The sequence below is a fragment of the Shewanella sp. Iso12 genome (assembly GCF_012030025.1).
In the GTDB taxonomy this organism is placed as follows: domain Bacteria; phylum Pseudomonadota; class Gammaproteobacteria; order Enterobacterales; family Shewanellaceae; genus Shewanella; species Shewanella algae.
In genome coordinates this window covers 53328-66419 of sequence record NZ_JAAUHW010000013.1, presented here as the reverse complement: position 1 = coordinate 66419, position 13092 = coordinate 53328, and the positions used below count along the sequence as shown (strand labels likewise).

Here is a 13092-nt window from a genome sequence, read left to right as displayed (position 1 = left end):
GTGCCGGGCCAACTGGCGGCCCTGTTTTGTGGTATTGGCAATCCGCCAAAGCCACCCCGCTCTGCACAGAGTTTAACCGATATTAATAGAGTATCGTCTTAGTATAAATCAAGTATTTATGCTTTTTCTGCTCGCTTTTAGGCGCTTTTTGCAATTGAAACTCAGTCTGTGAAGCCTGTTGCGCCATCGACAGATACAAGCTGGTACACTCCTAAGGTTTTGATCCCAAGAATGGCAAACAAGGATTCAGATGCAAAAATTACTGATAGTGGCTCACGCCAGCCCTTATGGCACAGAAAAATTATTCAACACTCTGCGTATCGCCCTGGCGCTGAAAGACCAGGAGCAGACCGAAGTGGAGCTCAAGTTATTCCTGATGTCAGATGCTGTCTTTGGCGCAGTAAAAGGTCAGAATACCCCTGATCTCAGCTACAACCTGCAGCAGATGTTTGAAATCCTTACTGCTCAGGGTGTGCCCTTGCTGCTGTGCAAGACCTGTGTTGAAGCCCGCGGCGTAGTGGCCGACATGCTGCTGGACGGTGCCGCCATTGGCACACTCGGCGATTTGAGCCGCTGGACCCTGGAAGCCGACAAGGTTATCCATATCTAGGGTTAACTTGTCATTTGACCTTGGGTGCGCATAAAGCTTCATTTTGTGCGCACCTTCATAATTCCTGCCACTGACTTTGAACCCTGCCCCACCTCAGGACTAAGATGACCATAGTTGAGTTATTTACTAAGGTAAGGCTATGGAACTGCTGCAAGGAAAACTACTGACCGAATTCCGCACTGTTTCTGCCATGGTGTGGATCTACTGCCGTGACCATCACCCCAGAACTGAAGATGGCAGCCTCTGCCCCGACTGTCAGGCCTTGATGGAGTACGCTCACACCCGCCTCGACCGCTGCCCCTACGGTGAAAGCAAGCCCACCTGCAACAAATGCCCGGTACACTGCTACAAACCTGAACCCAAAGAACAGATGCGTCAGGTGATGCGTTATGCCGGTCCCAGAATGCTGTTGAGCCACCCGATACTGGCACTGCGTCACCTCTGGTGCGAGCGCAAAGCCGCACCGGGCAAGCCTCCGAAGGACGCCTCCAACCGCCATAAGCGCATGCAGTGCGCCAAAAACTGACTATTTTTTGTTGCACCCCTCAAGCGGCTGAGATAAGAATGTCGTTAAGGGGGCCAGATGACTGCATTCAGCGACATTTTTACCCAAGCTTACTGGTGGCTGTCGCTGCTTGGAGGCCTGCATTGCCTGGCGTTGTCCATCTACGCCCGCTTTGTCTATCAGGACAGCCATAGCCAACGTCGACTGCTCGCCGGCATCTTTGCCTTGATGGCACTCTATTTCTTTACCGGCCTGTTCAATAGTGACAATACCCCGGCGCCTATCCATTTGCTGTTTCTGTTATTACTGCCGCTGTACTTCCTGTTGATGCCGGCACTGTATCAATACCTGAAGCAACAACTCAGGCCGACTGTAGATGCAAGGTTGCCACTCAAGCATCTGTTGCCGTCCATACTTGCCATGTTTCTGGTGGTGTTGCTGTGGCAATTCAATCCCAGCCTGGTCACAGGTGTGGCTCTACTGGGCTACCAGCCCAGCCTGAGTTGGGGTTCCCTGCTGTTGCCACTGTTGCTGTTACTGCAAACCACCCTGTACCTGGTATTGGTGCTGCAGCTGATGAAGCGCCACTTTCATGCATCGGCTCAGCAGGACAACAGGTTGCAACAGCTGCGCAGTAACTGGCTGCTGGTATTGACCCTGGCACTGATACTGAACTGGTTGGTTCGTAACATTGCCGTGCTCTTGACTCTGTTTCTCGGCGATCAGTTTTCGGCTGTGGCGCAGGCAATCCCGAGACTGGCACTGCTGCTGACCCTCTATCTGCTGGCCATCTACGGCCTCAATCAGCTCACCCGCGCCGCCTATCTGCGTGGACGCGAATCCCGTGCTCAAGCCGCCTCTGTACCCAAACAGCCTCTCGATAAGGAAGAGCTGGATTTTCTCAATGAGATACTGCACGAAAAAAAAGATAAGTAACATCGCCCAGGCTGTGACCTTTACGTTAATCTAATGCGGCTTTTAATAACAAAAACAAAGGAACAGAGATGGGATTGCCTAACAGCTACAGCCTGCTGGCCCTGTGCCTTATCGGTATGGGAACCCAGGTATTGGCCGCAGAGCGGCAGCATAAAATAACCAACCAGGACTTTTTCGAGATAGCCAACATGGGGCAGGTAGTGCTCAGCCCGGATGCCAAAATGGCCGCCTGGTTGGAATCGCGCTGGGACAAAAATCTGGATAAGGCCCAGAAAGACATCTGGCTGGTCGACAGCAAGAGCCGCCAGAGCAAACGACTGACCTTCAGCAACGAGAGTGAAAGCGCTATCAGCTGGAGCCCTGATGGCCAATATATCTACTTTCTCAGCAGCCGCGGCAATGCCGAGCAGCCGGCGCCCTTCAACGCCAAACCACAAATTTATCGTCTCTCTATCCAAGGTGGTGAAGCTGTTCCCGTTACCCAAGAGGCCGGTGGCGTCAAGAGTTACCAGTTGAGTGACGATGGCAGCCAGCTCTATTTCCTGACCCATAAGACCCTGACAGACAAAGATCCCTGGGCCGGTATGCGCGCCGCTCACCAAGGCCCTGAGTATGCTCACGGCAATCGCGATACCAATCCCCTGTACCGCCTGGATCTGAACCATTTTCGCAAGCAGTTGCTGCTGGATGATGACAAAGTGGTTTGGGAGTTCAGCGTCAGCCATGATGGCAATAAACTGGCGCGGATCACCACAGAAGACAACGAGTTGGTCAATCTGGAAGGTTGGTCCAAGGTAGAAATCTTCGATATCAAAAACGCCGGCAACCAGGTTCTGGCCGACAAGCGTTGGCGTGAACAGGCGCCCTCTCCTTACGGCTGGCTGCTGGGGCTGAGTTGGGCCGAGGATAACCGCCGTCTCGCCTTCAGAATCGATTTCGACGGCCATCCCGGCAGGCTGTTTATCAGTGATACCAGTAAACCCGAACAGGCACCTTTGAGTGTTAAACGCCAGGGTGATATGACACTCAGCGGCGGCGACATCCATTGGCGTCCGGGCAGTGAAGAAATCTGCTATCGCGGTGCCGATCATGCGCTGGTACGCCTCTACTGCACTGAAATCAATGACCTGGAACAGGGTGACACCCGGACTCTGCTGCAGGATGATACCGTCATCGGCAGTTACAGTTTCAGTCACAACGGCAAGCAACTGGCGTTCAGCCATAACGGCCTGGATCACTTCTACGATCTGTTCATCGCCAACGCCGAGAAGCGCAAAGCACCGGCCAAACACCTGACCAATATCAATCCGCAAACCGATTCCTGGTTGCTGCCACAACTGAGCATAGTCAAGTGGCAAGCCGCCGATGGCACTCAGGTTGAAGGCATACTGGAATTACCATCCGGCTACCGCAAAGCCGATGGCCCCCTGCCACTTGTTGTGCAAATTCACGGAGGCCCCACTGCTGCTACCCCGTTTGCACTGCAACACAGATCCTATGGCCGTGCCACTTTCGCCGCCAACGGCTGGGCCTTGTTGTCGCCCAACTACCGCGGATCTACCGGTTATGGCGACAAGTTCCTCACTGATCTGGTGGGCCATGAACACGAGATTGAGGTAAACGACATCATGGCCGGTGTGGACAAGCTGATTGCCGAGGGCCTGGTCGATGCCGACAAGCTGGCCGTCATGGGCTGGAGCAACGGCGGCTATCTGACCAATGCGCTTATCGCCAGCAGCGACAGATTCAAGGCCGCCAGTTCAGGGGCCGGGGTATTCGATCAGCGTCTACAATGGATGCTGGAAGATACGCCCGGACATGTGGTCAATTTTATGCAGGGCTTGCCATGGGAAAAACCCGAGGCTTATACCCATGGTTCGTCGCTGACGCATGCAGACAGAATAAAGACCCCGACACTTATCCATATCGGAGAGAAAGACGCCAGGGTACCTTTGGGCCACGCCCAGGGGCTATATCGCGCCCTCAAGCATTACCTGAATGTACCGGTGGAACTGATTACTTACCCGGGTGAAGGTCATGGTTTGAGCCGCTACAAGCACAAACAAGCCAAGATGGACTGGGATCAGGCCTGGTTTGAACATTATGTTCTCGGCAAACCTTTGCCATAGCCCTGGCGGCGCAGTCTTAGCAGCCGGGTTAACTGAACTCTAGTTAACTGAACTTTGGCTGACATTCACTCCAAAAAGCGCCGTTATCGGCGCTTTTTTAGTCTCCCCCTCTGTATTTTTGCTGCCGGACAAGTAAGCTCAAGAGTACCTACAGGTACCCAGTCTCTCATTGACGGGGAGCTTAAGACTCTCAATTTGGAGGTTCATCATGAAAGCCATTTCAAGTACCTTGTTTGCCTTATTAGCCCTGGCGAGCAGCCTGCTGCTGATCCCGACGGCCAGTGCCAATGACAGCTACAGCAGTGCCATAGCTACCTTCAAACAAGCCAGTGAAACCCATAAATTCTTCGACTCTGCCTATGGTTACGCCATATTCCCCACTGTCGGCAAGGGAGGTCTGGGCATAGGGGCGGCCTATGGTAAAGGACGTGTCTATCGCGGCGGCGTTTATACCGGTGAGTCGAGCATGACTCAGGTTTCCATCGGTTTTCAAATCGGTGGTCAGGCCTACAGTGAGATTATTTTCTTTAAGGATGAACAGGCCTACCGCGACTTTACCAGCGGCAGCTTTGAATTCGGCGCCCAGGCTTCCGCCGTAGCCATCAACGCCGGTGCCAACGCTCAGGCCGGTACTACAGGCAATTCGGCCGGAGCCGGCCAATCCGGCGGCAGTCAGGCTGCCAAGGCCTCCTATATCAACGGCATGGCGGTGTTTACCGCTGCCAAGGGTGGCCTCATGGTTGAAGCCGCACTTGCCGGACAATCATTTACCTTCGAAGCGCAATAAGCTCATGGGTGAGGTGATCCTGAGTCGCCTCACCCATTTGCCCGTTTTATCAATGTCCCCATGGCGCCGGAGGTGGCGTTACTTCATTGCTTAATTTGAACTGCAACAGAAAATCGCGCTTCTCCCGGGTCAGGCGATAACTGAAATTCTGCTGATCCAGCCCCAGATGCCAAACATTGGTTACCGACTGGGCCAGACCATGCTGTTTGAAATTGGCAATTGAAAATTCATCCACCGGGAATGACTGCCAGGACTCGGTTCCCGGATTGCGACTGTCACCGCCATACTGGGTTACGGCATCTTCGCTGCCATCCTGATGACGATGATCATGCTTGAGCCTGAGGCCATCGGCCGTCTTGCTGATCACCCAGGTGCGGGATCTGTCCTCTCCCACATGCAGCGGAATACGGATCTCGGTTTTTGAGCATTGGCGCACATGCATTACCAACGGCTGGCCCGTAAAACCATCGCCGCTGCTGCCCCCCTTGATCAACTCACCACTGTAGGCCTTGCCACACAAACCGGATAAGTGGTTAAAAAACTGCTCGGCAGCAGTCAACTCCTGCCCCTGTACCGTCGTTGCCAACAGCAAGGATGCCATCAGTCCCAATCGTTTCATTATTCTTGTTCCTTCTCCATTAAATGAACGACTATAACGGCGCAGTTTGAAACCAAACTGAATCCCTATAACAAGTTTTTGCCATGCGCAAGTAGCAAAGTCACAAGTGAGTATCTCGAAAATACTTTCACTGTATTACTTGAGTAAATTCACACCCTGAGAATAAAAATAACCCTATGTTAATTTCGTCTGCGGAAATAAGGTTTTTTCGCTTAGTTAAAAATAGGAAGCAATTCATGTTTCAAATAATTAACTATTTCTCAATGTGATCTTAATCTTGGCAATAGGCCAACAATGAATTCATAGTAATGTCTCAGCAGTGTGGGGAGCGATTACATGAAAATTGACAGCCTTAATTACAACCAATTAAAAGTTTTACTCGCTGTATATAAACATGGTCAAGGAAGCTTGGCCGCAGCCGAATTAGGTATATCCAGTTGTGCCGTCACCCGTACACTAAATGCACTACGTGATGTTTTTATGGACTCTTTATTTGTCCGTAAATCAAATGGATTAATTCCTACACAAAAGACCGAAGAGTTAATCCCACACGCCAAATTATTGGTAGAACAATATCAACTGCTTGAGCGGCAACATTCTGTCTTTTCCCCCAGCCAATCCGGCGGTCATTTTGTTATCAGAGCCTATGATGAATTTGTCTATGCGGTTCATAAAGTCATAGATAACTATATTCTTCCCGAAGCCCCCAACTTGCGTTTCGACATTCGTACACTAAGCCATGACTGCAGCAATGAACTCATTGGTGGCGGCGTCGATTTCGTGGTGGTCTACGAAGGTTTTGATGACACCCGGCTCAACTATGAAATCTTCTCTGAGACAGGTGATATCTACATTCTGGCCAGAAAAGATCATCCAATTCTGTCCGAATCCATGTCATTGGAGCAGCTATCCCACTATCCCTTGCTGGAAATCGACAACTACAACGACCTGACCTGCCCTTTGCTGGTCAATCTGTGTCGTGACAACGGCCTGCAGATGGATGTCGCCGGTTATACAGACAGTGTTGCCACCGCGATGCAGATCCTTGCCGAGTCGGACAATATAACCCTCAGCTGCAATCAATTTACCCGCAAGTTTGTCGACATGTTGCCGGCGGTCAGTTATCGAAGATTATCTGACAACATGATTGAAAATATAAAAGAAATCCGTAGCGAACATCGTACTGTCGGCAATTACATTCTTTATGGAAATATTAATAATTCCCCGGCATTCAACTGGGTGAAATCAAAACTCGTTTATGGATTGGAACGGGAATGGCGTTTGGCTGCGGCCACATAGAGATAAATCACAAGTGAAACAAGAGGTATCCAATGGAGTTCACACTATTTTGCATTACGGCCTATGCCGCTTATCTGGTTTATAAGAAACCAGAAAAAGAAAAACTGGCAGATAAACTTCTTTTCGGTTGTATCGGAATGAGTTTCTTTATTTGGATCATGATGTCCTGGGGCATTTTACTTCCAGTCGGAAATTACTAAAGAGTCGTTATGAAAGAGCATATATTCAACAAGTTGGCATCCTTCGCCGCTATTGTCATCATGGCCTTACCCGTAGGTATTGCCTGTTTCTTTTTCGGATTTATTCTCCTGGATAACCCTTGTGCATTTTGCTGGCAAGAACGTACGGCAATGATTCTGGTGGCGCTGACCGCTCTGTATATTGTGCGCTTTGGCCTCAAGCCGAAATATATTGCCGCGCTGGTTTGGCTGGGTATTTATGGTGCCTTTATGGCATCCGTGCATACTTCCATCAACCTCGGCAGCGACATAGGCCAGGGCTTCTCATTGAAGATCATGGGCGCCCATACCTACACCTGGGCACTGCTGGTCTTTATCGTGGTCCTTGTGGTTGTTGCTCTGCTGATGCTGACCCTGGGCAATAAATTTCCCGGCAACGCCTATGGCAAACAGCCGCTGGACACCCTACCAAAATTGGCCTGCGGCGTATTCCTGGTGGTAATAGCCGGCAACATAGTACAGGCCTTTACCCAAACCGGCCCGATTCCCTTCGTCGGCCAGGACAGTCCAGGCCGCGTATCCTTCAATCCCAAGTTCATGAGCTGGGAACTGGACCACTGGCCAACCTATGCCCCGGATGCCCGCGGCGCCTATGCCATCAGCAACCCGGATATAGAAAGTTGGAACAAGACAGCTGCACTGTTTACCTCGGCTCCGGAAGCCAGACTACTGAGTCAAACGGCATTGCCGGAAGCGATTTCCGGCCGGGTAACTGCCATCGACTACCAGCCTGAAAGCCAGCTCTACGCCCTGACCACTTCAGACAACTGGGTCTACATACTCGACCGTCAGTTCAAGCTGCTCACTCAGGCGCAAATCGACGGCATGTATATGCTGCACATTGAAACCTTGAGCGGCGTCAGCTTTACCTCGGCCAACAGCCTGTTGGTGATGGGGTTCAACAAGGCCTGGGCCGAACTGGTAGTGGATCCTGAGCAAAATTGGGAAATGAACTATCGCCGCTTCAATCAGAGCAGCGACGGTATAGGCGAAACGGCCCGTGGTCAGTTCAGCACTGTCAGAGCCAAGACCAGTTATAGCCTGGCACTGGGTTACAGCAAAGCGCTGGATCAATACGTCACTGTCACCACCCGCAACGAACTCAGCGATGCCTTGGTGGTATCCCGTTTCGACAAGGGTGACATGACACTGTCTGCCGAAGCCAATCTCAAGGGGCTTGAAGGCAAGGCACTGCCACAACTGACGGGTATCAGCGTCGATGGCGAGCAAGCCTGGCTGCTCAACAATGACGCGAGTGAAGCCGTGCAACTCAACCTGCTCACAGGTGAAGTTCACTCAGGTGTGAAACTACCTGGCACAAACAACCCACAGGGCTTGCTGGTTCGCGATGGTCAACTGCTGACTGTCAGCCTGGTGAATGGCCGTAACCAACTGCAAACCTTTGTAATGTAACGCACCTTAGCTCCGGGGGGGTAACCCCCGGGGTAACGCCGGGAAACCGGCACTATAAAGGCCCATGGGCCAACAATCATAACGGACCCAGGGTCCAAATTATGGTGAGTGATGACTATGAAAATCAACAGACGCACATTTCTACAGGGGGCCAGCGCCACAGCCGTGCTTTCCTCACTGTCAGGGTTGACTCCCGGTGTTGCCAATGCCAAAGAGGCGGGAGCCAATTCAGGGTTGCTGGCCAAGCGTAACGGCAAAGTCGTGTACCACAGCTGCCTGCGTAACTGCGCCGCCCGCTGTCTGCTCAAGTTCCGGGTTCAGGACGGCAGAATGACTTATGTCACCGGCGCCGAGGAACAGGCCAAGACTGGCAAGGCACCCTGCCTCAAGGGGCAAAGTTATGTTCAGTACACCTATGCCGCCGACCGTATCCTGCATCCCATGGAACGGGTGGGCAAGAAGGGTGAAGGCAAGTGGCGCCGGATCACCTGGGATCAAGCCTACAGCAAGATCGCCAGCCGCTTTAAGCAGATCATCAATGAGCACGGTTCGGAAGCAATTCTGCCCTACAGCTATTCGGGTAACTATGGTGCTATCGGCATGTCGGCCTCCGGCGAGCGTTTCTGGAACCGTATCGGTTCCTCCATTCTGGAACGTAAGGTATGTACCTACGCCGCCTACGACGGCCTCAAGTCACTCTACGGCACCTTCCTCGGCCCGGATCCTGAAGATGTGCTGCTCAGTGACGTCTATCTGACCTGGGGACACGATGAAGTCGTTTCCAACACCATAGCCATCAAGCTCATCAACCAGGCCAGGGATCGCGGCACCAAGCTGCTGGCGGTCAACCCACAGCGCACACCTTTGTGCTCTCAGGCCGACATCTACCTGCAACCTCGCCCCAGCACAGACGTACAGTTGTGTGCCGGTATCATGAAGTATCTTGTAGAAAAAGATCTGGTTAATCATAAATTTATTGCCGAACAGACCATAGGCTACGACGAGTTGCTCAAGCGCCTCGATGAAATCAGCTACGACGAAATCGAAGCCATTACCGGGGTCCCCAGAGCCAAGATGTTTGAATTTGCCCAGGTACTGGGTGAAAACGAAAAAACCATGCTGCGTATGGGTTATGGCTTCCAGCGCAACTTCAACGGTGCCCGTATGTCTCGCGCAGTCGCCATGCTGCTGGCTGTCACAGGTAATTTCGGTAAACGCGGTAACGGCCTTATCTATGACAACGTTCATGCCGGTGGTGGCTTGAATCAGTACCAGGCCAGCGGCAAGTATATGCGCCCGAATCCGGATGCCCAGCGGATCAATATGACAGAGCTGGCCAAGGCGCTGCATCCAACCAATCCCACCAGCCACGACAAGCCCAGCAAGCCGATCCACGGGATGATCATCTACAACGGTAACCCTGTGGTTGTGGCACCCGATACCAATGCGGTGCTCGAGGGGATGAAGCGCGAAGACCTGTTTGTTGTCGGCCACGACATGGTAATGACAGACTCTCTGCAGTACTGCGACATCATAGTCCCGGCTGCCAGCCAGTTTGAAACCGATGATATTGTCGGTGACTACCACGGCTACTATGTACAGGTGTGCCAGAAGGTGATTGAACCTCTGGGTGAAGCCAAGTGTAACTGGACCTTCTTCCGCGAGCTGGGCCAGGCAATGGGCTTTGAAGACCCCGCCTTCCAGGCAAGCAATGACGATGTGATCCGCGAACTGCTGGATACCGACTCCGAGTACTATAAAGGAGTAACCTATGACCGGCTGATGAAGGAGAAATACATCAAGCTGGACATTCCTCAGCCCGTATTGGCCGACGGTAAATATGAAACCCCAAGCGGCAAGATTGAATTCAGTTCTCAGTTGATGGCCGATGCCGGTTTCCATCCGGTACTGGATTGGGGCCTGCCAGAGGATGAGATGGAACCCAGAGAGCGAGAGTTGCCATTCCGCTTGCTATCTTCCGGGGTACCACAGCGGGTTAACAGCTCCTTCTACAACGTGAAATATATCCGCGCCATTCCAGCCTACTACGTCAAGATCAATCCCAAAGATGCCCAGCAATACGGCATTGCCAACAACGACACAGTCAAACTCAGCAACCACAGAGGTGAAGCCAAATTTGTGGCCATGGTCACCACAGGTGTGCCAGAGGGCTCGCTGATGACTCCCAAGTGTAACTGGCTCAGGCTCAATCCCAACGGCACCGAAGGCTGCACCAACTCGTTGACCACAGACAAATTGACCGATATGGGCGGCTGCTCGGCCTATCACTCAACCCGCGTGGCACTGGCCAAAGCCTGAAGGAGATCCTCATGGAAAACAAACATCAACTCGGATTCGTCTTCAGACAGGAAAACTGTGTCGGCTGCCAGGCCTGCACCATAGCCTGCCAGATCCACAATGAGCTGCCGGAAGACGTGCGCTTCCGCAAGGTAGACCGCTACGAAGTCAAACGTGACGACGGCATGGTGGATATGTGGCTCAGCCATTCCTGCATGCATTGCGGCAACCCGGCTTGTCTCATGGTGTGCCCGGCTCAGGCCTATACAGTGCGTGACGATGGTTTGGTAGTACTCAACCGCGAGAAATGTACCGGTTGTGGCCTGTGTGTCAGTGCCTGCCCTTATGATGCGGTAGTCATGCTGAAAACCGATGGCAAAGCCGCCAAGTGCAACATGTGTATTGAGCTTATCGATCAGGGTCTCAAGCCCGCCTGTGTCGACGGTTGTCCGGTCAAGTGTCTGGATACCGACAGAGTACAGCAGGTGTTGGCCCAGAAACCTTCAGCCAGTAAACAAGGCGTAGGTTACGGCGACTGCATCACCAAGCCCAATATGGTCATCATCAAGGAGCGGCCATGACACATCTCGACCTCGGTCCGGTCGCCAGCGGCTATCAGGCCTTGAAGGGAATGCTGTTTGCCCCCTCAAGCCCTGAATCGCTCAAGCGGCTTATCGATTGGCTGGAACAGGAGCAGCGCTATCCAGAGTTGCTCCAACAAGCCAAACATTGGCAATCAGAGCCTCTGGAACTTGAGTGTGACTTCAACCGTATGTGTATCGGCCCCACCAAGTTGCTGGTGCCTCCCTATGAGTCTGTCTACCGCGATGTCGGCCGGCAGATCCATACGGATCGCACTCTGGAAGTCGCCGACTTCTACCAGCAGCTGGGACTGGTGACAGATACAGGTTTCAACGAACCGGCTGACTATATAGGCAATGAGCTGGAGTTTCTGTTTTGTGCCGAGGCCCTGCGCCATCAGCAGCAAAACGAAGACCCGGCCGCAGCCGATGAGCTGGAGCAGTTGGCGCAAGTCTTCCTCGAGCAACATCTTGGCACCTGGTATCAAGCGTTTGCCCAGGGGATCAGCCAACATTCACGGCTGGATTTCTGGCGTTGCTATGCCCAGGTGCTGGAAGACTTCCTCACTTCCAGACTGAAGAATTCCGGGGTCGAGACTCCGACTGCAAAGCATCAATAAGATGTTTAAGGATTTGACATGAAAAGTTTGAATGCCTTTATCTCAGGTGCTGTGGCCTTAGTATTCAGCTTACCGCTGCTGGCCGCCGACACTCTGACACCCGAGCCACAACAGTGGCAACCGATACAGGAAGTGGCAATTCAGGGCGATATCCCTGAACTCAGGGGCATGCCGCAACAGGTACAGTTCCCGGACGCGTTGCCCCCCGTCAATCAAGGGTATCTCGATACTCTGGCGCCGGCCTCCTGGTGGGCCGACCTCCTGAGCTACAGCTTCTTTGGCATGATAGTACTGCTGGCATTGTTCGTGGCCATCAATGGTAAAGCCAAGCTGAGCCAGGGCTTTTCCGGCAAAAAGGTCGACCGCTGGAGTGGCATGGATGTGCTGGTGCACTGGGTGGGCGCCATCGCCTGCCTGCTGCTAATCATCACAGGCCTTATCATGGTTGCCGGCCGCTTCTGGCTGGAACCCAACATGGGCGCCTCCCACTGGACCGGCTTTATCGGTACTTCGGTAGCCCTGCATGACCTGATGGCCTTCCCCTTCATCCTGGGATGGGCGGTCATGGTGGTCAAATGGGCCGGTAAGCAGCTGCCGGAAGCCTGTGATATCGGCTGGCTCAAAGTGGTTGGCGGCTATCTGAACTTCGGCCCCTTCAAAGGCAAGCATCCGGATGCCGGTTTTGCCAATGCCGGTGAAAAACTCTGGTTCTGGTGCTTCGCCTTGTTCGGTGCCCTGATGGTCGGCTCGGGTCTGGTGCTTATGTTCCCAAGCCTGGTGGCCACCAAAGACGGTGCCAATCTGGCATTGATCCTCCACCTTGTCAGTGCCTTCGTACTCGGCGCCTTTACAATAGTGCACATCTATATGGCCACAGTGATCTCTGAAGGCGGTATGGAATGTATGCTCAGTGGCAAGTGCGACGAAAACTGGGCGAAACAGCACCACAACCTCTGGTACGACAGCCTCTCCAAAGGCAAATAACCCCTGCGCCCTCCTCCTGCTCCCGGGGGAGGGTTTTCCAAATCTATGGCAACCACGGCCCTGATGGGTCGG

13 protein-coding genes are annotated in these 13092 nt (G+C 52.8%); 12 read left to right on the top strand and 1 reads right to left on the bottom strand.

Annotated elements, in window-relative coordinates; genetic code table 11:
* Positions 1-250 precede the first annotated feature (250 nt).
* The 5 genes from HCX89_RS18520 to HCX89_RS18500 all read left to right on the top strand — a co-directional run bounded on the left by HCX89_RS18520 (position 251) and on the right by HCX89_RS18500 (position 4967).
* Positions 251-610, top strand: a complete 360-nt coding sequence (locus HCX89_RS18520) for a DsrE/DsrF/TusD sulfur relay family protein (RefSeq protein ID WP_025011924.1) — start codon at positions 251-253, stop codon at positions 608-610.
* Between the two features lie 139 nt (positions 611-749).
* Positions 750-1136: a nitrous oxide-stimulated promoter family protein gene (locus HCX89_RS18515; RefSeq protein WP_025011925.1), complete on the top strand. Its 387-nt coding sequence runs from the start codon at positions 750-752 to the stop codon at positions 1134-1136.
* A 57-nt stretch (positions 1137-1193) separates the two neighbouring features.
* Positions 1194-2051 (top strand): hypothetical protein, encoded by an 858-nt coding sequence (locus tag HCX89_RS18510; RefSeq protein ID WP_144133125.1) that lies wholly within the window; start codon positions 1194-1196, stop codon positions 2049-2051.
* 68 nt (positions 2052-2119) lie between these two features.
* Positions 2120-4180, top strand: a complete 2061-nt coding sequence (locus HCX89_RS18505; protein WP_167716984.1) for a S9 family peptidase — start codon at positions 2120-2122, stop codon at positions 4178-4180.
* Positions 4181-4388: 208 nt separating this feature from the next.
* Positions 4389-4967: a YSC84-related protein gene (locus HCX89_RS18500; protein ID WP_028780964.1), complete on the top strand. Its 579-nt coding sequence runs from the start codon at positions 4389-4391 to the stop codon at positions 4965-4967.
* A gap of 49 nt (positions 4968-5016) precedes the next feature.
* On the opposite strand, the gene HCX89_RS18495 is transcribed toward HCX89_RS18500, so the two are convergent.
* The gene (locus HCX89_RS18495) at positions 5017-5586 is read right to left on the bottom strand and encodes a hypothetical protein (protein WP_167716982.1); all 570 of its coding nucleotides are present in this window, start codon (positions 5584-5586) and stop codon (positions 5017-5019) included.
* Between the two features lie 336 nt (positions 5587-5922).
* Between HCX89_RS18495 and HCX89_RS18490 the strand changes: the two genes are divergently transcribed.
* The 7 genes from HCX89_RS18490 to HCX89_RS18460 all read left to right on the top strand — a co-directional run bounded on the left by HCX89_RS18490 (position 5923) and on the right by HCX89_RS18460 (position 13020).
* Entirely contained in the window at positions 5923-6885 is a 963-nt protein-coding gene (locus tag HCX89_RS18490; RefSeq protein ID WP_025011927.1) for a LysR family transcriptional regulator, read from the top strand.
* A 32-nt stretch (positions 6886-6917) separates the two neighbouring features.
* Positions 6918-7085 carry a hypothetical protein gene (locus HCX89_RS18485; RefSeq protein ID WP_164489371.1) on the top strand — a complete coding sequence of 56 codons (168 nt, stop codon included), beginning with the start codon at positions 6918-6920 and terminating at the stop codon, positions 7083-7085.
* Between the two features lie 9 nt (positions 7086-7094).
* Positions 7095-8537: a disulfide bond formation protein B gene (locus HCX89_RS18480; protein ID WP_167716981.1), complete on the top strand. Its 1443-nt coding sequence runs from the start codon at positions 7095-7097 to the stop codon at positions 8535-8537.
* Positions 8538-8654: 117 nt separating this feature from the next.
* Positions 8655-10856, top strand: a complete 2202-nt coding sequence (locus tag HCX89_RS18475) for a molybdopterin-dependent oxidoreductase (RefSeq protein WP_025011929.1) — start codon at positions 8655-8657, stop codon at positions 10854-10856.
* An 11-nt stretch (positions 10857-10867) separates the two neighbouring features.
* A complete protein-coding gene (locus tag HCX89_RS18470; RefSeq protein WP_062793521.1) occupies positions 10868-11416 on the top strand; it encodes a 4Fe-4S dicluster domain-containing protein in 549 nt (182 codons plus the stop codon).
* The gene (locus tag HCX89_RS18465; protein WP_167716979.1) at positions 11413-12036 is read left to right on the top strand and encodes a molecular chaperone; all 624 of its coding nucleotides are present in this window, start codon (positions 11413-11415) and stop codon (positions 12034-12036) included. Before HCX89_RS18470 ends, HCX89_RS18465 begins: the two co-directional genes overlap by 4 nt.
* A gap of 18 nt (positions 12037-12054) precedes the next feature.
* The gene (locus HCX89_RS18460) at positions 12055-13020 is read left to right on the top strand and encodes a formate dehydrogenase subunit gamma (RefSeq protein ID WP_045283600.1); all 966 of its coding nucleotides are present in this window, start codon (positions 12055-12057) and stop codon (positions 13018-13020) included.
* Positions 13021-13092: the final 72 nt, after the last annotated feature.